The sequence below is a fragment of the Flavobacterium branchiophilum NBRC 15030 = ATCC 35035 genome (genome assembly GCF_002217205.1).
In the GTDB taxonomy this organism is placed as follows: domain Bacteria; phylum Bacteroidota; class Bacteroidia; order Flavobacteriales; family Flavobacteriaceae; genus Flavobacterium; species Flavobacterium branchiophilum.
The window spans coordinates 33,954-54,857 of sequence record NZ_MUGT01000019.1 but is presented as its reverse complement, the minus strand read 5'-3'; the positions used below and the strand labels follow the sequence as shown (position 1 = coordinate 54,857).

Sequence of the window (20,904 nt, the reverse complement as noted above, 5' to 3'; positions counted from 1 at the left end):
GTAAATAACTCGATAAATTATTTTTATACTACAAACATTTTTATTAAAAAAACAAAAAAATATAAAATATTTCTATATACTATATGTAATTCTATGTTTTTCAATCAAATACAACGTCAATTCTTCAATTTTTTCTTGTTGGTGTTTGATGATGTCTCCTACTGCTATACCGTCTTTTTCTAATTCTTCAAAATCATTAGCTAGAAAGGCAATTTAAAAATCTTTGCGTAATTTACCATAATAGTAAAGTCCGCAACATTTGATGTCAAATTTCGTAGAACAACTTCAACAAAAAAACAGGTTTTTTACCCCGCTTAGGTTTTTTTATACCCCAAAATCATACTTTTTGATTGTGCAAAAGCAATAAAATCCTTTACAAATGTTGTTGCTTTTTCTATATCTTTTTCATATTCAATAAACGTTTGAATAAGGTCGTTTGTTGTAGTGTCTTTTTCATGAAGGGCAAGCAACAAGGCTACTACGGGATAACTCAAATCATGAAACGCTACTTGCTTGGTTTCAAAATTTCGATGAATAGCAACAAAATATTGGCCTTTGTCTGCCTTTGTAATTTTTTTAATTTTCTTCTGATGAATGGGAAATGATAAAGGCAAAATCCGAATTTCTGGATTGGGAACAACAATATCTTGATTGGAGTTTGACTTTGTTTTAAACGCTTCAAAAGGCAAGTCTTCCATCATAAAAACTTCAATTTCGAGCCATTCATATTGCAGCAATTCTTGAATAAAATCAAATTCTTTTTTGAATGGCAGTGGGTTTTTTTCATAATAGTCGCAAAACTCTTGTGGGAGTTTCCAAACTTGAGGCGTTTGGCATTGATGATTTTCAAAAAAATAAGACACCATTTTTTTCCAACGCTTTTTCCCAATATGTTTTCTAGTCAAAGGAAAAGCATTTTTGAGGGTGTCCTTTACCACATTAAAAACCAACCGACGGTATTGAAAAGTGTGTTCCTGAATGCTTGTTTCGGGTTCGTTTACACCTGTTCTACAGTAATTTCCCAAATCCATTTGAAGCGAAAAAGAATGGCTTTTAGTTGTCATAACGTATTGATTTATAGTGCATTATTTTTAATTTTTCGCAAATTATTCAGTTCCAATTGCAAGTCGGAGAGCGCAGGAATATTAAAATCCCTTTCAAGCAAAATGGGAGTATTTGGAGCAATTTTCGGCAATGTATAGGCTAAAAGTTCAAAAACAGGATCAATAATTGCGGCTCCGTGGGTGTCTATAATTAAGCGGTCGTTTACCTGAAAATGCCCCGCAATATGGAGGTATTTGACTTTTTCTAAAGGCATTTTCGAGATAAAATCTTTTGCATTATAGCCGTGATTAAAGGCATTGACATACACATTGTTCACATCAAGCAGGAGTTCACAACCAGCCCTTTCGACAATTTCATTTATAAATTCGGCTTCCGTCATTTCGGCTTTCAAAACGGTATAATAACTTCCGTTTTCCAAAATAAGTTGTCGCCCTAAAATATCCTGAACTTTTTGGATATTTGCTACCACTTTGTCTATGGCTTCTTGTGTAAACGGTATGGGCAACAAATCATACAAATGGGCATTGTCTATTTTAGAAAAGGTTAAATGTTCTGAATACAAAACCGCCTGTGTTTCGTCCAAAAATTGCTTCACTTGTTTGACAAAAGCCACATCAACCCCTTCTGGACTGCCCACAGACAGCGACAAACCATGACAATACAAAGGGTATTTGTCCAATACTTTGTATAATTCTCGCTTCCAATAGCCGCCAATGCCAATCCAATTTTCGGGGGCAACCTCAACAAAATCAGGTTGTAAATCAGACGAATTTAAAAATGCCGATGAAAATTCTTTTCGATACCCAATGCCTACCATTTTCTATGTGTTTTTATAAAAAAAAATCGGTACCTTTGTAGGACACCGATTTTTCTATTTTCAAATTAGTTTGCTACTTTTGCAGCTTCTTTTTTAGCTTTTTTTTCGGCTTTCTTTTCTGCTTTTTTAGCTTTCTTTTCTGCTTTTTTATCGCCACATTTGCCTTCGCCGCACTTTCCTTCACCACATTTGCCTTCTTTGCCTTTGTGTGCTTTGGTTTCAGCTTTTTTGTCTCCACATTTAGCTTCTGCTGCTTTTGTTTCTACTTTTTTATCGCCGCAAGTAGCTTCCACTGTTGTAACTTCACTTGCAGTGTCATGTACGCTAGCATAAGTTGTAGTTGTTCCCATTGTAAATGCGCTTAAAGCTAAAGCACCTACTAAAATTGATTGTTTTTTCATAATAGATTTTATTAAATTAATTTGTAACGACAAATATTTACTTTTACAGTAAATCCTATTCTCGAATACCAAATGTATAAAAAAATAAGCTCGTTTGCCTTTTTTTTATACATTTTTTAACTATTGTACTATCAAAAAAAAAGATACAAGGGTAACATTTATATTGATGTGTAGCACGTATTTATTATAAAAACCTTTATTGAATTTATTTGGAATAAAAACTAACTTTTCATTTTTTCAGCAATTGATTTTGACATTTTAAATATCAACAAAATCAAAACGGCACAAATCGAAGCCAATATGCCAATCAAAGCAGCTAGGCTATCGCCTTGTGTCAAATTTGAAAAATCCAACAAAGTCGTGTTATAAATAATTAAAGTGCCAGCCAATGCCAACAGGATATAAGTAAAGATTTTCATAGTTGTTTACGTTTTAGGACGTAAAAATAATAAAAATCTTTTTAAATAAACAAGGCTTTAACATTTGCAGCAAATAATTTAACAGCAATTGCCAAAAGTACAATCCCAAACACTTTCCGAACGATACTTAAACCCGTTTTTCCGAGTATTTTTTCTATCTTGGCAGACGATTTTAAAACGGCATAAACCAATAAAATATTAATAAAAATACCAATAATAATATTAATTGTTTCAAACTCAGCCTTTAATGACAATAAAGTTGTCAGAGTTCCTGTACCAGCCACCAACGGAAAAGCAATAGGCACTATAGAGGCCGTGTGGGCCTCATCATCTCGATACAGATGAATCCCTAAAATCATTTCCAAAGCCAAGAAAAACAGTACAATAGCTCCTGCCACCGCAAACGAATTGACCGTTAGCCCTATTATTTTTAAAAATTGATCGCCAATAAATAAAAACAATACCATAATAAAAAACGATGCAATCGACGCTTTTTCTGATTGTATATGACCCACTTTGTTTCGCAAACTTACAATTATTGGCACACTCCCAATAATGTCTATAACAGCAAAAAGCACCATTGTAATGGTAAAAATTTGTTTCAAATCGATATTCATAATCTGTTTATTTTATTAGGTTATTGGGGGAAATTTGAACCAATCAAATTCACTTGGTTTCTCATGCTTTTAACATTACATTTTTTGCAAAATTATTGTATTTTAATCAATTACAAACAGCGTTTCAAGCAATTTTTTTTTCGATTTATCATTTTGGCAACGGTTATTTTCAAAAAATTACACTTCTTATCAAAATTTAACATCATTTTTCATAACTTTGCATTTTAATACACCACACATCGACACTCAAAATTTGAAAAAATTAACTCAAATATTAGGTTTTTTCTCGGCTATCATAATACTTTCTTCCGTATTATTACAGTCGATAGACCAATTGGAGCATTTTCAATTGCTTCGTGCCGAAAAAAATTGTATCCACAAGCTACACTCAAAATCCGAATGGACCCACAAACACCATTCTTTCGACTCGTGTTTAACCTGCGATTTTGCTTTTCAACCGTTTACAATTGTAAACCACGCCCCTATTTTTCTCATTGCAAATCTGCATTTTTACAAAAATAGTGCTACTTATCAAGTGGCTTCCTTCTTTTGTTTCAATGGCATTTCCTATTCTTTAAGGGGGCCACCTGTTTTATAATCATATCATCTTTATTTTTTGGGCGTTACCCACAAGGGGTCGGGCTTTTCGTTGCAATCTTTTTTGTTTTTTAAAAGAAAAAAACAAAAAAGGATTTCCACTGCAATCCCTAACGCATCCGTGCTAAAAAGAAGGTGTCGATTCTTACAAACAATCCCATTTATTCCAAATGCTGTTTTTCTTCATAATTTAAAAAAACTTAGATTGGGAGGTATTGTTAGGTGTAATTGGGTGTTGTTTAGTCAAAATCTATTAGAAAGTATTTCAAACACTATGCTAATCCATATCAATGCTGGCGATTGTTTATATTATCAAACTAAGCTACTTGATGTTTTTTGCCATTTATACCTATTTGACTATCAAACACTTATAGCACATATACATGCATTATATGATTTTCAAAACATAACAAAAAATTTTATTTATAAAAATATCAAAATGAAAAAAATCTTAAACTTACTTTGTTTTATTTACGCTTCAGTACTTTTGGGGCAAACCACTGTTTCGGGTGTGGTTACCAACGGCCAAAACCAACCTGTTAATGGTGCTCAAATCACGATTTCAAAACCATATACAACCCTGACGACTAACAATAAAGGCTATTTTGAAACCACCATTACCCTAGAACAAAATGCCACAATCAGTTGTAGTGCCATACATTATGAAACACAATCAAAAAAACTCGACATGGCACAACAAAACACCATTGTCAATTTCAAACTAACCGAAAGTTTTTTCCAAATGGACGAAGTCGTTGTATCAACTGCTTTTCAAAAACTGCAATCACAAAACGTCATCAAAGTAACACACCAAACCACCAAATCTATGCAACAAAAAGGTGCTACTACACTTATCGAAGGTGTGGCCTCTGTGCCAGGTGTAACGCAAATTGCTACGGGTACGTCTATAGGAAAACCCGTTATCCGAGGGCTAAGCGGCAATAGGGTTTTGGTTTACTCGCAAGGCATTCGAGTAGAAAACCAACAATTTGGCGACGAACACGGACTTGGACTCAACGATGCTGGGATAGAAAGTGTAGAAATCATTAAAGGGCCTGCCTCCTTATTGTATGGGTCGGATGCACTTGGGGGTGTTTTGTATTTTAACCCCGAAAAAATGGCACTCCCAAAGGAATGGAAAATCAATTTTAACCAAAAATGGTTTTCAAATACTCATGGAAGCCATTCTACACTAGGAGTAAAAACAGCCACCGAAAAATGGTCGTTTTTGGCTCGTGCAAGCCACAACAGCCACGCCGATTATAAAATTCCAGAAGGCCAACGCATAACCAACTCTCGATACAACGAATCCGATTTGAAAGCCGCCATTGGCTACAAACACCGTCAATTGTCGAGTGTTGTTCGTTACAATTGGAACAAACTAGACATCGGATTGCCTTATTTTGATACAGAGAATCAATCACTTAGCAAAAAAACAGCTTTTCCAAAACAAGCCGTTACCAATCATTTGTGGAGCATTAATAACACTTTGACCTTTACAAAGTCGGTGCTAGAATTTAATATGGGTTATATAGCCAATCTTCGAAACGAATTTGAGGATAGTGATGTAGCCCTGTTGAACATGAAACTGCAAACGGTTAATTATGATCTCAAATACCATTTGCCCAAAATAAAAAGGAATGGAGCTACACAAATAGAAACCATTATTGGCATACAAGGCATGAGCCAAACCAATCGTAATTTTGGAGAAGAATTACTCATTCCAAATGCCAAAACAGTTGATTTTGGTATATTGGGTACCACTCACATCGAATGGAACAAACAGGTTTTGGAAGGCGGTATCCGATTTGATAACAGACAAATTGATACCGAAAACCATGGCCCTTTGTCCGAACCAGGAAGCTTTGAAGCCTTAAACAGACGATTTGATAGTTGGAACTTTTCCTTGGGCTACAAAACCCATGTCAATAAAAATTTGTTGCTGCGTGTGCACTTGGCTTCAGGTTTTAGAGCTCCAAATTTGGCCGAATTAACATCAAACGGCATCCATGAAGGGACAAACCGATACGAAATAGGAAATGCCCATTTGAAAAACGAACAAAACATTCAAACAGATTTGAACTTAGAGTACCAATCCAAGCATTTTGAGTTGTTTGTTAATGGTTTTTACAATGGTATTTCAAATTTTATTTACATTTCGCCTTTAGGAATCGATATTGAAGACGCTCCTGCGTTTGAATATACACAGGCCAATTCTCGTTTATTGGGAGGCGAAGTGGGAGTTCACTTTCACCCACATCCGTTAGATTGGTTACACTTTGAAAGTAGTTTTGAAACCGTAAATGGCAAATTACAATCTGGTGCTTACTTACCCTTAATTCCAGCTAACAGATGGAATAATACCTTGAAGGCTGTATTGAATCCTAATAAATGGTTTACAGAGGGTTATGTGTTTGCCAATTGGCAAACCACTTTTGCTCAACATAAAGTACATGCTTTTGAAACTCCTTCAAATGAATATTCCTTATTGAATTTTGGATTTGGAGGCAAAGTGCCTTTAGGAAAATCCTTTTTAAATTTGCATTTGAATATAAATAACATGTTAAATACCAGCTACATAGCACATCTTTCCAGACTAAAAACGGAGGGTATTCCAAATATTGGTCGAAATTTTTCGGTTGGAATAGATTGGCAATTTTAATAGTTAAAAGTCAAAAAAAAAAGAGCTTGAAATCATTCAAGCTCTTTTTTTTATCCCATTTTGTGCATAGCTTTTACTTTATCAATATACTCTGAAGGGGTCAAATTGGTATGTTTTTTAAATATACTGTTAAACGTAGCCTGATAGGAAAAACCCGCACGAGTGTGTATCTCTTTAATGGAACTCGTTTTGTAGTTTTGATTTTCAAATTCCTGAACCACTTGTGTAATACGGTAAAAATTGATCAATGCTTTAAAATTTTCATATTCGCTACAATTATTAATTGCCCTAGACACATACGTTTCATTAGAACCAAATCTCTAGCTAATAAATGTAAGTTATAATTGGGGTTTTGAAATGGTTTTTTGGTTTCCATAAGCTCTATAATTTCTTTGTAGAGCAATCCATACTTGTCATCTGTTTTGTAGTTATAACTCTTTTTTTCTGTATTAAAATGGAAACTATTGTCGATGTCGGTAATATCTATATAGTCATCGGCCACATTAAAAACTCCAATTTCGTGGCGGTTTCGATGTACCAGTATCAGAGTCAAAATCATGACACAAGTTAAAAATAAATTGCTTGTCATTTTGTTTTGATCGGTAATATTGATGAGCTCTGCCGTTTGGATATTCATTTTGATAAATGCAGAAATGGAAGGGGTAGCAATTAATATTAAGGCAATAACAAATAGATAGACCAACATGGTTTTGGTGTTGGTATATAGATACAAGGAATAGCCCAAAAGCACAAAAAACAATATTTCCATTGGGAACTTGTCCCAAGACAAAATAAAATTTATTAGACAAATAATATTATAGAACGTAAAAGAAAGAATTAATCTTTTCCTGATTTCTACTTTTTTTAGGGCATAGTAAATAACAATATTTAAAATTAACAAAGAAAAAGTTAATTTTGTAATCAATAACTGTTCCGTTAGTATATCAAATAGGGCTTTGAATACAATAATACTGGATACAATTCCAAAAAAATTAAATAAAAACTTATCGTTTTTATCGTCTAAATTTGTTTTCATAATAGTGTAGGTAAATGTAGGATTTGGTAAACTTGACGTAAAATTAATATTTTAATTCAATTAAAAGGCGTTTTTTTTTGAAAAATATTTTTTTTAATTTATTTAATTATTTTTTTGTAAATATTTTAAATTATTATGTGTTTTAATATAAATTTAAATTACTTTATTGTTACTTTAATAAAATAATAATAACATAAATGTATTTTAATTTATACTTTTATTTAATAATAATTCTATTTTAACCCATTTTTTATGGTTATCATTTTATTTCAATTTACCAAATATTTAATTTGTTCTACTTCAATTTAGTACTTTCTTAAAACATTAGATGCTCAAATTTTTTGAAAAAGATTTGAAAAAAAACATAAAAAATGCAACCAAAAAGGTTTCATTTAATTTGACATAAAAAGGGCTTCTACAACATTTATTTATACATTTGTAGTTCATAAAAACAACTTATTTTGCAAATCAAAACCAAAGCCCTTGTACTAAATAGTATTAGATATAAAGAAAATAGCCTGATTGTGAAATGCTATACTTTGTCCGATGGTTTGAAATCATTTATAGTTCGAGATGCTTATTTTTCTAAAAAAAATGCCCAAAAAAAAGCATATTTTCAGCCGTTAACCCTTTTGGAAATAGCGTATAATTTTAAAAACACAGCACAATTACATTATTTCAAAGAAATCAAATTGGCTTATTTTTTTCAATCGATCAACAGCCATATTTATAAAAGTGCTATGGTCATGTTTTTATCTGAAATATTGAATTTTAGTATTCATGAAGAAGAAAAAAACGAAGATTTATTTGTTTTTATAGAAACTACATTGGTTTGGTTTGACCAACACGATGATTTTTCAAATTTTCATTTGATTTTTTTATTAGAATTGTCAAAATTTTTTGGTTTTTATCCAGATATTTCCGAGATGGATTACCCTTATTTTGAACTGACTGCTGGTACGTTTTCGCCTTTTCAGGCGATTAGCTCGCTTTCGCTACACGAAACGCTGTTGTTCAAAAAATTGGTATTACTGAAATTTGACCATGACACTAAAGTTTTTCATCATTTAGAACGACAACAGTTGCTTAAAATTTTGGTCCATTATTATGCTATTCATTTAGAAGGGTTTAGAAAACCTAAATCGCTCGAAGTTTTAAAACAAATTTTCGAATAACGCTTTTTTACCTGATAATCATTACTTTTTTCACCTTTGTTTCTAAGCCGTCTTGTGCTGCTACAAATATCAAATACACCCCCGATGCTACTTTGTATTTGCCAAATGCCGTTGTATCCCACTCAATAGTGCCACCTTCAGAGGTGGTTTCGTGTACAAGATTACCTTCTATGTCTGTTATTTTAACATTGGCTTTACTCAACAAACCACTAATTTTGACTGTCCCCTCAAATTCTGGCCTCACTGGGTTTGGATATACATACACGTTTTCTAAGTTGTCGCTTGCCTTTGTCGAAGTTCCTTTGAAAGACACCAAACCATTATCTGTTGCAAAAAATACTTCGCCTGTGGTGCCATCAATTTCAATGTCGAGTATGGTGTTGCTTGGCAATGGTGAATTGTCTTTTGTAAAATGGTAAATGGTTTCTTGACCGTCTGGCGAAACCAAAAATACTCCAGATTCTGCCGTTCCTACCCATTTTCTATTAGCGCCATCAACCACTATATCTTTTATAAACTGTTCATAAAATAATTCCTGAGCTAAATTGTCTTCTAAAATGATTATCGATGCGGCTTTGGGTTGTACTTCGGTTGTAAAATCGTCTATGCTATACAACACCCTCAATCCATTAATAGTGCCTATCCACAATTGGTTTTTGTTGTCTAGTGCCACACACCTCACGTCTGAATTGGGCAAATTTCCTATATTGACATCATTGGTGAGTTTTTTAAATTTTGGGTTGGCATTTTCGTTATATGCAATAACACCATCTTTGTAAGTAGCAATCCATTTTGTGCCATTTTTATCTATCACAATGTTGTTATAATCACTCTGTAAAAAGTCTGACGAAATGGGTTCTATCGACACACTTTGCCAGGTATTACTAGCATTTTTTATTCTTAGTGCATTTTTTATTCTCGATACAGACACCCAAAAATTACCTGATTTGTCAAAGGCACCTCCGCCAACACGGAGATCGCTTGGAGCGTAAGAATTTTCTAAACCACTGTTCTGACTATTGTATAAAATGACGGGTAAATCATTGTCAAATTTTAAAATTCCAGAATAATAACAGCTAAAATAAACTTGTTTTTTATTAGTCGGATTGACCGCAATATTTGAAATGGCTTTGGCATTAAACAAAGACGAATTAGGAATATCTTTCCATCCAGAATCGGAAAAATTACTTACAGGATAACCCGCGTCTAGTCCGTCAGCATTATAAGTATAGGGATTATAATCTGAACTATAACCACCATATACAGCCCAAAGCTTGTCTGACTGTGCATTGAGTTTAAAAATAGCATTTCGATAAGGGCCATTTGGTGTGATATTGGCTACTGCACCAGTAGTGCCCAAGACGGTAAATAATCCACTCTTGGTTGTTCCAATGTATATTGTATTGTCTTGAATGGTTGCTACCGTAAAAACAGGGTTGTTATTTGCAATATAACTGCTTGGTATATTGTATAATAGCTGAAAAGCAGCATCAAATACCAAAACTTTGTTTGATAATGTAACTATAAGGTGGTTGCTTGCCGACCTAAAATCGATGACTTGTCCACCAACTCCGTTATATAAATTTGTCCAATTTGTACCATTCCATTTGTATAAATTACCGTCGGTATTGGAGCCAACCAACTGATTATTTACAACTTCTACACCATTCCAATAACCGCCATCAAATACTTGCCACTGGCTAAAATCATTAAGGTTTGGATTGGTCAAAATGCCTTTTTTGATGCCATTCGATTGGGTTACGGCATAGAGTGCTCCGTTGTATATGGTGGTTTGCAAAACTTCTTGATAATCTGTTAAGGTAGAACCTAAAAAATAGGTGTCGCCAAATTCCAAGTTATTTAAAAAAAATTGGACAATGCCAAATTTACATGACACATAGACTACTCCATTTTTTTCGTACAAATGGTTGATTTTTTTTAATGACGAAGGAAGCTGTTTTTGGATGATTCCAATGGCTTTATATACCGATCCGTCGTTTTCATTGACAACGGTTATTAAGCCATTTTCATATCCAATGATGGTTTTTTTTAAAGACTCTGAATAACATATTGCCGCTATTTTTTCGCCAGAAAGCCCCTCAATAGTCGTTGTTTTTTTTATTGCAGCTGTTGCAATATTTTGACTAAAAACAGCATTATTTGTAGATGCAATGACATTGGTTGCTGATTGTGTAATATCTATAATATTATTGTATGAAAAATATCCTTTCCACGAATTGTTGTTTTGTGCAAAAGTGTATTGTATTGATAAAATCAAAAAGCTGTATAGCAATATTTTTTTCATATTGTTTCAAAAAAAAAAGGAATTACAAATATACAATAAACGCAATAAATAACGATTTAATATAAACACAAAAAAAAAATGCTCTCTGATAAATGAATATAGAGAGCATTTTCAAACAAAAAAATCAATTAAACAACACCTTGAGCTAACATTGCATCAGCTACCTTTACAAAGCCGGCAATATTGGCACCTTTTACATAATCAACATATCCGTTGCCATCGTTGCCATATTGCAAACAAGACGCATGAATGTTGAGCATTATATTTTTTAATCGTTCATCAACTTCTTGAGCTGTCCAGCTCAATCGCAACGAATTTTGAGACATTTCTAAACCCGAAGTTGCCACACCACCAGCATTTGAAGCTTTGCCAGGGGCAAATAATATTTTAGCGTTTTGAAAAACCGTAACTGCTTCAGGAGTTGAAGGCATATTGGCTCCTTCCGAAACACAAATACAACCGTTTGCAACAAGCAATTGTGCTTCAGCTTCGTTCAACTCGTTTTGAGTAGCACACGGCAAAGCAACATCACAGGGTACTTCCCAAGGGCGTTGGCCAGCTACATATTTGGCATTGGGATACTTGTTCAAATAATCAGATATTCTGGCTCTTTGAACGTTTTTTATTTCCATGATATGGGCTAATTTTTCGGCATCAATACCTGCCTCGTCATATATATAACCAGCAGAGTCTGACAAGGTAACAACTTTTCCTCCTAATTGAGTGGCTTTTTCGGCAGCATATTGTGCTACATTTCCTGAACCTGAAATCACAACTGTTTTACCTTCAAAGGTTTGCCCTTTGGTTTGCAACATGCTTTGAGCAAAATAAACATTTCCGTACCCTGTGGCTTCAGGTCGAATTAACGACCCTCCAAAAGAAATACCTTTTCCTGTTAACACTCCTGTAAATTCGTTTCTCAACCTTTTATATTGTCCAAACATATAGCCTACTTCTCTACCACCAACACCAATATCGCCTGCAGGCACATCGGTATCGGCACCAATATGTTTAGATAATTCCGTCATAAAGGCCTGACAAAAACGCATAACTTCATTGTCTGATTTTCCTTTTGGATCAAAATCAGCACCTCCTTTACCTCCACCCATTGGCAAAGTAGTTAAACTATTTTTGAAGGTTTGCTCAAAGGCTAAAAATTTTAAGATACTTAAATTTACTGATGGATGAAACCGAATACCTCCTTTATAGGGGCCAATGGCCGAATTCATTTGTATTCTATAACCTCTGTTTACTTGAGTATTTCCAGCATCGTCTGTCCAAACTACTCTAAACATAATGATGCGTTCAGACTCCACCATGCGTTCCAAAAGCATTTTGTTTTGGTATTTTTGATTTTGTTCAATAAACGGAATTACAGTTTCTGCAACTTCCTTTACTGCCTGCATAAATTCAGGTTCGTTTTGATTTTTTTGAGCTACTGCTTCAATAAAAGCGTTGATAGTTTGCGACATATTTCTATATTTTATTAATAAATATTTGAATGAAAACGTTTTCGTAATAAAATACAAATATATGAAATTTTTAAAAAATACCACGTTTTTTATTTTTTTTATTTTTAAAATGCACTTTTTTTTAGAATATGATAATACAAATATCACTTGCAGCTTTACATCATTGAATATCTTGTTTAATATCAATCAATTATATTTATTATTGCTGTTAAAAATGCCAAAAAAAACAAAATTATCTTGTTAATGATCTTTTAATATCGATTAACGACATTTTTGTAATTGTTTTAACGCAACTTTCAAGCTTTTTATCGTTTGAACAATAAAAAATTATCGTCTTTAATTTGTTTGTACCTAAATTTATTTTATATTTGTATAAATAAAACAAAAAAATATGTTTCATCACAAAAAATATTTCTTCATACTCTTTTTTATTGCTTTCAATTTCCATTCGAAAGCTCAAAGTACAGTTAGTAAAAATGGCTTATATCACGATATAGGTGTCATGACTGGAGGCATTGTTTTTCAGTCGGATTATTTACAAAAAAATCCATTTGGTTTTCAAACAGGAGCAAATGGTTATTCGTTTGGAGTGTTGTATTATTTAGATTCAAACACCAATTACAATAAAATTAGCCAATACCTCAAATGGCGAGGAGAACTAACCTATATTGCTGCAGACTTACAACATACGGGTAAATATGTAGATATTTCATTACAAAGCACAACTGCCAAACAATTGCGAGCCATGAGAGGTACTGTTAGCGGCATCAACTTAGGAACGCAAGTAGAATATTATCCTTTTAAGAACGATGATTACAATTATGCCACTTTTGCTCCTTATGTTAGTTTGGGAGCCATGATTAGTGTACAAAAAACAAAAGCATGGTCTATTTTGGGCAATATCAATGACATTAACGTAACGCCTACAAAATACATCAATGCCTTTAGAAATGAAAGTGTTATCTTATTTTCAGCTACCACGAGTATTGGAACTAGAATTAAACTAAACAATAAAAATTCATTGTTTACTGAAGCTAAATTTCAATATTATTTTTCAGATTGGGCAGATGGTTTAAATCCAAATAGTGCCATTTATAAAGAAAACAAAAGCAACGACATGCTTACCTATATTAATATTGGTTATATTTATTCGTTTGATAATTAAAATAAATTACATTTGTACCCTTTTTTAAAGCTAATGTTTTTTTACAATAGCTTTATAAGGTACAGATTCAAATAATAAAAACACCTAGAAATTGGAAGTATATCAATCGTTTTCAAGTTTTAAGTCCAAAAAACAAACTGTAGTAACTATTGGAATGTTTGATGGAGTACACCTTGGACATCAAAAAATTTTATCCAAAGTAACTGCCAATGCTCAAGAAATGGATTGCGAAAGTGTAGTATTAACTTTTTTTCCGCATCCAAAAATGGTTGTACACCAAAATACCAACGTACAACTACTTAATACCATATCTGAAAGAATCCATTTGATAGAAAAAACCCAGATTGATCATTTAATTATCCAAAAATTTGATTTGGAATTTTCTAATCTTTCTGCCTTAGATTTTGTTCAAAATATATTAGTAAAACACCTTAATGTTAAGAAAATAATTATTGGTTACGACCACCGTTTTGGCAAAAATAGAGCAGCCAACGTGGATGATTTAATTGCTTTTGGTCGTGTATTAAATTTTGAAGTAGAACAAATATCTGTTCAGGAAATACAAGATGTAGCCATAAGTTCTACAAAAATTAGGCAAGCCATTATGGATGGCAATATCAGTTTAGCAAACCATTATTTAGGATACCCCTACCAGTTACAAGGAACTGTAATAAAAGGTAATCAAAAAGGGAGAACTATTGGTTTTCCTACGGCCAATGTTCAAGTTGCTGAAAACTATAAGATGATTCCAAAAAACGGTGTCTATATTGCCCATGCTCGGATAAACCACAAAATGTACAATGGTGTAATGAATATTGGAACTAGACCAACCATAAATGGCGTTGATTTAGCTATCGAAATACATTTGTTTGATTTTGATTCAGACGTTTACCACCAAGAAATTGAAGTGTATTTATTACAAAATTTACGAGACGAAATAAAATTTGATCATTTTGAATTGTTAAAAAACCAAATTGCAATAGATAAACAATTGGCAATAGATTATTTTGACAAAAAAGCTTCTAAAAATAGTATGGAACACCACCTCGAAAATTAACATTTGTTCAAGTATAAAAATGAGGGCAATGTAAATTAAAATCAATATTTTTGAAAAAATAATTGAGAAAGATGTTTCAAACCAAAAAAGAGTTATTGTTTATTGTTTTAGCAGGGATTTTTATAACAAATGCTGTAGTTGCAGAATTAATTGGAGGAAAATTAATTCAAATAGGCCCATTTGTAATGAGTATTGGCATCTTGCCATGGCCCATTGTTTTTTTGACTACCGATTTAATTAATGAATATTTTGGCGAAAAGGGTGTGCGAAAATTATCGCTCATCACGGCTGGACTTATCATTTATGCTTTTATAATACTATTTTTAGCCCTATCTGTGCCTGCTGCAAAAGGCATAAGTCCTGTTACAGACGAACAATTTCAGAGTGTATTTGGTCAAAGTATGTGGATCATTGTTGGGAGTATTGTAGCATTTTTGGTGTCGCAATTTATCGATGTTAGTGTTTTTTGGTATTTTAAAAACAAAACGGGACATACAAAAATATGGCTTAGAACGACTGGTTCTACCGTAATTTCTCAATTTTTTGATTCTTTTATTGTTTTAGGAATAGCATTTTGGTTGCCAGGCAAAATGACTTTTGAAACATTTATCAGCTCGGCACTTACGGGTTATGTTTTCAAATTAATGCTTGCTGTTTTACTTACTCCTGTAATTTATGCTGCACATTATTGGATAAAAAAAATTATTTGATATTCATTTGATTTAGCCTAAAAAGAACCATTTTTTTTACTAATTCCAATGGAATTTCTTCAGAAAACGGAAATTGTATAGCTCCTTTTGAAGTTTTGAACGCTGTTAATTCCTCCTGAAAATGAAGAATTACCGCTGGTGAAGGATAAAAACCCAAATGATTTTTGAAAGCCGCATAATGCACAATATTTTTTTCGTATTTGAATGTAGGAATGCCATAAGCCATTGTTTCAGAGGCCATTGGCAATAAATCCTGCAAAAATATTCTGAAATTTTGAAGGACATTTTGTTTTTCAACTGGTAAATTTGAAAGATAGTCTTGCACCTCGAGCATATTCATAATAATTAGTCGTTTGAAAAAGCTTTTTTATTAAAAACAATCAAAATACCTACACCTGTAGAAATGGCTACATCGGCAATATTAAAAATAGCATTAAAAAAAGTGAACTCTTTTCCTCCCCAAATAGGCAACCACGAAGGCAAATTGCCATGCCATATTGGAAAATAAAACATATCTACAACTTTGCCATGAAACCATGTGCCATAAGGGTTTGGGCTACATAATGTTGCTACTTTTCCTAAACTGTCATCAAAACAAACACCATAGCAAACAGAGTCGATAATATTGCCAAAAGCCCCTGCCAAAATACAAGAAATGGCAACTATTAGGTAGTTTGAAGCCTTTTTTTGAACCGCATCCCAAAGCCAATATCCAATACCGGTAACGGCAAATAATCTGAAAATAGTTAAGATTAATTTACCATACATACCAGGGATTTGAGTACCCCATGCCATTCCTTCATTTTCGATAAAAGAAATTTTAAACCACTGAAAAACAGTTACTTCTTCGCCTAATATGAAATTTGTTTTAACATATATTTTAGATAATTGATCGACTAACAAAATTAGTATAACTATGCAATAAGCTTTCTTGAGATTCATTTTTTTTTATTTGAGTTGCAAAAGTAGTATTTTTAAAAATAAAAAACGCTCACAACGGAGCGTTAATTATGATATAATTTTGTTAAAATTTATCTTTGCAAGTTTTTGGCTTCCATACTCATAGTGGCATGTGGCACAATCATTAACCTTTCTTTTGAAATGAGTTTTCCTGTAACTTTGCACACCCCATACGTTTTATTTTCTACACGAAAAAGGGCGTTTTTCAAATCACGAATAAACTTTTCTTGTCTAATTGCCAATTGCGAGTTGGCCTCTTTGCTCATTGTTTCGCTACCTTCTTCAAAAGCTTTAAACGTTGGACTTGTGTCGTCTGTACCATTATTCAAATCGTTCATATAAGCACTTTTGATTAAATCCAAATCGGCCTGTGCTTTGTTTATCTTTTTGATAATTAATTCTTTAAACTCAGCTAAATCAGCGTCTGAGTATCTTACAATTTCTTCAACCATTTTGAATTATTTAGATATTAATATTTTTGTTTTGATGTCATCAAACTCAATTTCTATGCCATTTTCTAATTTTTCTTCAAAATTTAGCATTTTTGTCAAAGTTTCCGATTTAATATAGTCTGCATTTTTTAAAACTGCGGCTTCCAATACACCATTTTTTTCTAACTGCACTTTTATTTTATCGGTTACTTCAAATCCAGAATCTTTACGTATGTTCTGAATTCTGTTTACTAATTCCCTAGCAATTCCTTCTTGTTTTAACTCTTCTGTAATAGTAATATCCAAAGCAACTGTTATCCCATCGGCATTAGCAACCAGCCAACCAGCAACGTCTTGAGATGAAATTTCTACATCTTCCAAGGATAAAGTTACCTTTTTTTCGGCAATTACAAGCTCAATTGTTCCATTTTTATCTAAAAAATTGATTTGATCGGCAGTAAAATTTTGTATCTCCTTAGCAATCAGCCCCATATCTTTGCCAAATCGAGGGCCTAAAGCTTTGAAATTAGGTTTAATTTGCTTGACTAATATGTCAGCATCATCATTTAACAATACTATTTCTTTTACATTTACCTCTGCTTTAACCAAATCAGAAATTGCCAAAACTTCTGTTCTAAAATGTTCATCTAAAATCGGGATCATAATTCGTTGCAAAGGCTGACGTACTTTTATCATTTCTTTCTTACGAAGTGATAATACTAATGACGAAATGGTTTGGGCTTTTTGCATTTTGCTTTCCAGCGATTGATCAACAACATTTTTGATAAATTCTGGAAATTTTGCCAAATGTACACTTTCAAATTTTTCGGTATGGGTAGCTCGTGTCAAATCACGGTACAATTGATCCATATAAAAAGGAGCAATAGGTGCCGATAACTTGCTGATACTCAATAAACAAGTATATAAAGTTTGATATGCTGCAATTTTGTCTTGTGCATATTCGCCTTTCCAAAAACGTCTTCTGCACAAACGAACGTACCAATTACTCAAATTTTCTTGAACAAAATCAGAAATAGCTCTAGCTGCTTTTGTTGGCTCATAATCAGCATAAGCTTCGTCCACCACTTGAGTTAAAGTATGCAGTTCCGACAAAATCCAACGGTCTATCTCTGGTCGTTCTTCAAGTGGAATTTCAGCTTCGCTGTATGTAAAGGCGTCAATATTGGCATACAATGCAAAAAATGAATACGTATTATAAAGCGTTCCAAAGAATTTTCTACGTACCTCTGCAATACCCTCCAAGTCAAATTTCAAATTATCCCACGGATTTGCATTGGAAATCATGTACCATCGGGTAGCATCAGGGCCATAATCTGCCAAAGTAGTGAACGGATCTACTGCATTGCCAAGACGTTTTGACATTTTTTGTCCGTTTTTGTCTAAAACCAATCCGTTTGAAACTACATTTTTATAGGTTATTCTGTCAAATACTAAAGTGCCTATTGCATGAAGAGTATAAAACCAACCCCTAGTTTGGTCCACTCCTTCGGCTATAAAGTCAGCAATCGGAGGAATTCCCCCTTCGGGGGTTAGGGGGCTTTTCTCAAACGGATAATGCCATTGTGCATAAGGCATTGCTCCCGAATCGAACCATACGTCTATCAAATCCGTTTCACGTTGCATTGGTTTTCCAGAGGCAGAAACCAAGGTAATTTCGTCCACCACATTTTTGTGCAAATCTACCAAATCATAATTAGATTCCGACATATTACCTATTTCAAATCCAGCAAACGGATTTGTTTTTTGAAAACCAGCTGCGATGGATTGCTCTATTTCGTTGTATAATTCTTCCACAGAACCTATGAGGATTTCTTCTTGCTTGTCTTCGGTTCTCCAAATTGGCAACGGAATTCCCCAATATCTTGATCGGGATAAGTTCCAATCGTTGGCATTTTTCAACCAATTCCCAAAACGGCCCTCGCCAGTTGCTTTGGGTTTCCAGTTGATGGTTTCGTTCAAATCGAACATTCTATCTTTGATTTCGGTTACTTTGATGAACCAAGAATCTAATGGATAATATAAAATGGGTTTATCAGTTCGCCAGCAATGTGGGTAACTGTGTACATATTTTTCGACCTTAAAGGCTTTGTTTTGTTCTTTTAATTGGATCGCAATTTCCACATCGGCCGAACGTTCTGGTGCTTCACCATCGTTGTAATAGTCGTTTTTGACGTATTTGCCTGATAAATTACCAAGCCCCGAAACAAATTTTCCTTGCAAATCCACTAAAGGCACAGGATTTCCGTTTTCGTCCAAAACCAACATTGGTGGCACTTCGGGCGTAGCTTCTTTGGCTACTTTGGCATCATCTGCCCCAAAAGTTGGCGCTGTATGTACAATTCCTGTTCCATCTTCGGTAGTTACAAAATCTCCTGCAATTACTCTAAAAGCATTTTCAGGATTTTGATACGGCAAAGCCAATGGCATCAATTGCTCGTAACGAATTCCAACTAAATCTGAACCTTTACATTCGGCTAAAATCAAAAAGGGAAGCCCCCTAGCCCCCGAAGGGGGAATGTTTGAAGTAAAAACAGCTGCCTTCTCTTCAAATGCTTCGATGGTTTCTACTTTTTCAAATGTTTTTCCAGCAAATTGTTTGCCTACTAAATTTTTAGCCAAAACCACATGTATTGGTTCAAACGTATATTGATTGAAGGTTTTTACTAATACATAATCAATTTTTGGGCCAACTGTTAATGCTGTATTTGATGGCAACGTCCAAGGCGTAGTTGTCCAAGCGAGGAAAAAAGCCTCCCCCATCCCCTCCGAAAGAGGGGAGCTAAGACCGAATGCTTTTAAAATGGAATTGCTATCAATTCCCCCTGCGGGGGTTAGGGGGCTTTTGAACTGTGCCACCACCGTTGTATCGGTTACATCTCTATAACTTCCTGGCTGATTGACCTCATGCGAAGACAATCCTGTTCCTGCTTTTGGCGAATAAGGTTGGATGGTATAGCCCTTGTACATCAAATCCTTGTTGTAAATTTGTTTGAGCAACCACCATACCGATTCCATATATTTAGATTTATAGGTGATATAGGGGTCTTCCATATCGACCCAATAGCCCATTTTTTCGGTCAAATCGTTCCAAATATCTGTGTATCTCATTACGGTACGTTTGCACGCTTCGTTGTATTGTGCTACAGTGATGGTTTTACCAATATCTTCTTTGGTGATGCCGAGTTCTTTTTCGGTACCCAATTCTACTGGCAATCCGTGGGTATCCCAGCCCGCTTTGCGTTTTACTTGGTAGCCTTTTTGGGTTTTATATCTACAAAATATATCTTTAATTGCTCGTGCCATCACGTGGTGAATGCCTGGTAAACCATTTGCCGAAGGCGGCCCTTCAAAAAACACGTAAGGAGGATTTCCCTCACGAGTACTTACTGTTTTTTCAAATATTGTTTCTTTTTTCCAAAAATCCAGCACTTCTTCTGCCGATTTTGGCAAGTCAAGTCCTTTGTATTCAGTAAATTTTGCACTCATTTTATTGTTGTCTTAAATCAATGTGCGAAAGTAGTGAATTTTCAATTTTTATTATAATCAAATAGTAAAATATTTTACATATAAAACTAATTGTTTTTAGAACACCCGTTTTTTCTCCTTCAATAAATAAAAAGAAGTAGTTTATCGAAATTTTAAGAACAAAAAAAAGCCAAACAAAACGGTTTGGCTTTTTACTTGAAACTTTATTGATTTAGTCTGCTAAAACAATAATTTTGTTGTCTCTCATTTCGATTGTTCCAGAAGAAATGGTCAAGGTATAATTTTGATCATTCACTTTTTGAAACAAATGTGCTGTTTCTTTATAGAAGTTGAAACTAGGAGCTGCTATGGCAACAATACCTTGCTTAAGAATAGAAACTATTGGTGCGTGATTGTTTAAAATTTGGAAACTACCGTTGGCACCTGGAACAGATACTGAGGTTACTTCGCCTTTAAACAAAGAGGCTTCTGGTGATACTATTTCTAAAATCATACTTTTTATAGTTGA

20 protein-coding genes are annotated in these 20,904 nt (G+C 33.8%); 6 read left to right on the top strand and 14 right to left on the bottom strand.

Features of this window, described 5'->3' with window-relative positions:
- Window positions 1–314 precede the first annotated feature (314 nt).
- The 5 genes from B0A58_RS02990 to B0A58_RS02970 form a co-directional block, all read right to left on the bottom strand.
- The gene (locus tag B0A58_RS02990; RefSeq protein WP_089079823.1) at window positions 315–1,064 is read right to left on the bottom strand and encodes an HvfC/BufC N-terminal domain-containing protein; all 750 of its coding nucleotides are present in this window, start codon (window positions 1,062–1,064) and stop codon (window positions 315–317) included.
- Between the two features lie 11 nt (window positions 1,065–1,075).
- The gene (locus B0A58_RS02985; RefSeq protein WP_089079822.1) at window positions 1,076–1,882 is read right to left on the bottom strand and encodes an HvfB family MNIO-type RiPP peptide maturase; all 807 of its coding nucleotides are present in this window, start codon (window positions 1,880–1,882) and stop codon (window positions 1,076–1,078) included.
- Window positions 1,883–1,947: 65 nt separating this feature from the next.
- Entirely contained in the window at window positions 1,948–2,283 is a 336-nt protein-coding gene (locus B0A58_RS02980) for an HvfA family oxazolone/thioamide-modified RiPP metallophore (RefSeq protein WP_089079821.1), read from the bottom strand.
- A 221-nt stretch (window positions 2,284–2,504) separates the two neighbouring features.
- A complete protein-coding gene (locus tag B0A58_RS02975; RefSeq protein ID WP_089079820.1) occupies window positions 2,505–2,702 on the bottom strand; it encodes a hypothetical protein in 198 nt (65 codons plus the stop codon).
- 41 nt (window positions 2,703–2,743) lie between these two features.
- Window positions 2,744–3,319, bottom strand: a complete 576-nt coding sequence (locus tag B0A58_RS02970; protein ID WP_089079819.1) for a MarC family protein — start codon at window positions 3,317–3,319, stop codon at window positions 2,744–2,746.
- Between the two features lie 253 nt (window positions 3,320–3,572).
- Here B0A58_RS02970 and B0A58_RS02965 point away from each other — a divergent pair, with 253 nt between their 5' ends.
- Window positions 3,573–3,917 (top strand): hypothetical protein, encoded by a 345-nt coding sequence (locus B0A58_RS02965; protein WP_133063061.1) that lies wholly within the window; start codon window positions 3,573–3,575, stop codon window positions 3,915–3,917.
- Window positions 3,918–4,355: 438 nt separating this feature from the next.
- Window positions 4,356–6,578 carry a TonB-dependent receptor gene (locus B0A58_RS02960; RefSeq protein ID WP_089079824.1) on the top strand — a complete coding sequence of 741 codons (2,223 nt, stop codon included), beginning with the start codon at window positions 4,356–4,358 and terminating at the stop codon, window positions 6,576–6,578.
- Window positions 6,579–6,628: 50 nt separating this feature from the next.
- Here B0A58_RS02960 and B0A58_RS02955 read toward each other — a convergent pair whose 3' ends face one another.
- Window positions 6,629–6,874 (bottom strand): helix-turn-helix domain-containing protein, encoded by a 246-nt coding sequence (locus B0A58_RS02955; RefSeq protein WP_089079817.1) that lies wholly within the window; start codon window positions 6,872–6,874, stop codon window positions 6,629–6,631.
- Window positions 6,823–7,614 carry a hypothetical protein gene (locus tag B0A58_RS02950; protein ID WP_089079816.1) on the bottom strand — a complete coding sequence of 264 codons (792 nt, stop codon included), beginning with the start codon at window positions 7,612–7,614 and terminating at the stop codon, window positions 6,823–6,825. Before B0A58_RS02950 ends, B0A58_RS02955 begins: the two co-directional genes overlap by 52 nt.
- A 461-nt stretch (window positions 7,615–8,075) precedes the next feature.
- Between B0A58_RS02950 and recO the strand changes: the two genes are divergently transcribed.
- A complete protein-coding gene (recO, locus tag B0A58_RS02945; protein WP_089079815.1) occupies window positions 8,076–8,789 on the top strand; it encodes a DNA repair protein RecO in 714 nt (237 codons plus the stop codon).
- A gap of 7 nt (window positions 8,790–8,796) precedes the next feature.
- Here the strand turns inward: recO and porZ are convergent, their stop codons facing one another.
- Window positions 8,797–11,094: a type IX secretion system anionic LPS delivery protein PorZ gene (gene porZ, locus B0A58_RS02940; RefSeq protein WP_089079814.1), complete on the bottom strand. Its 2,298-nt coding sequence runs from the start codon at window positions 11,092–11,094 to the stop codon at window positions 8,797–8,799.
- Between the two features lie 128 nt (window positions 11,095–11,222).
- Complete coding sequence (gene gdhA / locus B0A58_RS02935) at window positions 11,223–12,566, bottom strand: NADP-specific glutamate dehydrogenase (protein WP_014085198.1); 1,344 nt, start codon at window positions 12,564–12,566, stop codon at window positions 11,223–11,225.
- A 391-nt stretch (window positions 12,567–12,957) separates the two neighbouring features.
- On the opposite strand from gdhA, the gene B0A58_RS02920 reads away from it, so the two are divergent.
- The 3 genes from B0A58_RS02920 to B0A58_RS02910 all read left to right on the top strand — a co-directional run bounded on the left by B0A58_RS02920 (window position 12,958) and on the right by B0A58_RS02910 (window position 15,498).
- Window positions 12,958–13,731, top strand: a complete 774-nt coding sequence (locus B0A58_RS02920) for a THC0290_0291 family protein (protein ID WP_089079812.1) — start codon at window positions 12,958–12,960, stop codon at window positions 13,729–13,731.
- Between the two features lie 91 nt (window positions 13,732–13,822).
- Window positions 13,823–14,788, top strand: a complete 966-nt coding sequence (locus B0A58_RS02915; RefSeq protein ID WP_089079811.1) for a bifunctional riboflavin kinase/FAD synthetase — start codon at window positions 13,823–13,825, stop codon at window positions 14,786–14,788.
- Between the two features lie 71 nt (window positions 14,789–14,859).
- Window positions 14,860–15,498 carry a queuosine precursor transporter gene (locus B0A58_RS02910; RefSeq protein ID WP_089079810.1) on the top strand — a complete coding sequence of 213 codons (639 nt, stop codon included), beginning with the start codon at window positions 14,860–14,862 and terminating at the stop codon, window positions 15,496–15,498.
- Here the strand turns inward: B0A58_RS02910 and B0A58_RS02905 are convergent.
- From B0A58_RS02905 to B0A58_RS02885, 5 genes are all read right to left on the bottom strand, one after another.
- On the bottom strand, window positions 15,491–15,838 hold the full coding sequence (locus B0A58_RS02905; protein WP_089079809.1) for an iron chaperone: 348 nt from the start codon (window positions 15,836–15,838) through the stop codon (window positions 15,491–15,493). The genes B0A58_RS02910 and B0A58_RS02905 overlap by 8 nt on opposite strands.
- Before the next feature lie 5 nt (window positions 15,839–15,843).
- Window positions 15,844–16,440, bottom strand: coding sequence for a lipoprotein signal peptidase (locus B0A58_RS02900; protein WP_089079808.1), 597 nt, complete (start codon window positions 16,438–16,440; stop codon window positions 15,844–15,846).
- An 89-nt stretch (window positions 16,441–16,529) separates the two neighbouring features.
- Window positions 16,530–16,910 carry a TraR/DksA family transcriptional regulator gene (locus B0A58_RS02895; protein ID WP_014085204.1) on the bottom strand — a complete coding sequence of 127 codons (381 nt, stop codon included), beginning with the start codon at window positions 16,908–16,910 and terminating at the stop codon, window positions 16,530–16,532.
- 6 nt (window positions 16,911–16,916) lie between these two features.
- Window positions 16,917–20,396 (bottom strand): isoleucine--tRNA ligase, encoded by a 3,480-nt coding sequence (ileS, locus tag B0A58_RS02890; protein WP_089079807.1) that lies wholly within the window; start codon window positions 20,394–20,396, stop codon window positions 16,917–16,919.
- 211 nt (window positions 20,397–20,607) lie between these two features.
- Window positions 20,608–20,889 carry a F0F1 ATP synthase subunit epsilon gene (locus B0A58_RS02885; protein WP_089079806.1) on the bottom strand — a complete coding sequence of 94 codons (282 nt, stop codon included), beginning with the start codon at window positions 20,887–20,889 and terminating at the stop codon, window positions 20,608–20,610.
- Between the last annotated feature and the right edge of the window lie 15 nt (window positions 20,890–20,904).

Excerpts from the sequence above, each read along its gene's own strand:
- B0A58_RS02985 (WP_089079822.1), bottom strand. The coding sequence starts at position 1,882 with ATGGTAGGCATTGGGTATCGAAAAGAATTTTCATCGGCATTTTTAAAT.
- B0A58_RS02900 (WP_089079808.1), bottom strand. The coding sequence starts at position 16,440 with ATGAATCTCAAGAAAGCTTATTGCATAGTTATACTAATTTTGTTAGTC.
- B0A58_RS02885 (WP_089079806.1), bottom strand. The coding sequence starts at position 20,889 with ATGATTTTAGAAATAGTATCACCAGAAGCCTCTTTGTTTAAAGGCGAA.
- B0A58_RS02920 (WP_089079812.1), top strand. The coding sequence starts at position 12,958 with ATGTTTCATCACAAAAAATATTTCTTCATACTCTTTTTTATTGCTTTC.
- B0A58_RS02960 (WP_089079824.1), top strand. The coding sequence starts at position 4,356 with ATGAAAAAAATCTTAAACTTACTTTGTTTTATTTACGCTTCAGTACTT.
- B0A58_RS02905 (WP_089079809.1), bottom strand. The coding sequence starts at position 15,838 with ATGAATATGCTCGAGGTGCAAGACTATCTTTCAAATTTACCAGTTGAA.
- B0A58_RS02895 (WP_014085204.1), bottom strand. The coding sequence starts at position 16,910 with ATGGTTGAAGAAATTGTAAGATACTCAGACGCTGATTTAGCTGAGTTT.
- B0A58_RS02990 (WP_089079823.1), bottom strand. The coding sequence starts at position 1,064 with ATGACAACTAAAAGCCATTCTTTTTCGCTTCAAATGGATTTGGGAAAT.
- B0A58_RS02980 (WP_089079821.1), bottom strand. The coding sequence starts at position 2,283 with ATGAAAAAACAATCAATTTTAGTAGGTGCTTTAGCTTTAAGCGCATTT.
- porZ (WP_089079814.1), bottom strand. The coding sequence starts at position 11,094 with ATGAAAAAAATATTGCTATACAGCTTTTTGATTTTATCAATACAATAC.
- gdhA (WP_014085198.1), bottom strand. The coding sequence starts at position 12,566 with ATGTCGCAAACTATCAACGCTTTTATTGAAGCAGTAGCTCAAAAAAAT.
- B0A58_RS02975 (WP_089079820.1), bottom strand. The coding sequence starts at position 2,702 with ATGAAAATCTTTACTTATATCCTGTTGGCATTGGCTGGCACTTTAATT.
- B0A58_RS02950 (WP_089079816.1), bottom strand. The coding sequence starts at position 7,614 with ATGAAAACAAATTTAGACGATAAAAACGATAAGTTTTTATTTAATTTT.
- B0A58_RS02970 (WP_089079819.1), bottom strand. The coding sequence starts at position 3,319 with ATGAATATCGATTTGAAACAAATTTTTACCATTACAATGGTGCTTTTT.
- ileS (WP_089079807.1), bottom strand. The coding sequence starts at position 20,396 with ATGAGTGCAAAATTTACTGAATACAAAGGACTTGACTTGCCAAAATCG.
- B0A58_RS02910 (WP_089079810.1), top strand. The coding sequence starts at position 14,860 with ATGTTTCAAACCAAAAAAGAGTTATTGTTTATTGTTTTAGCAGGGATT.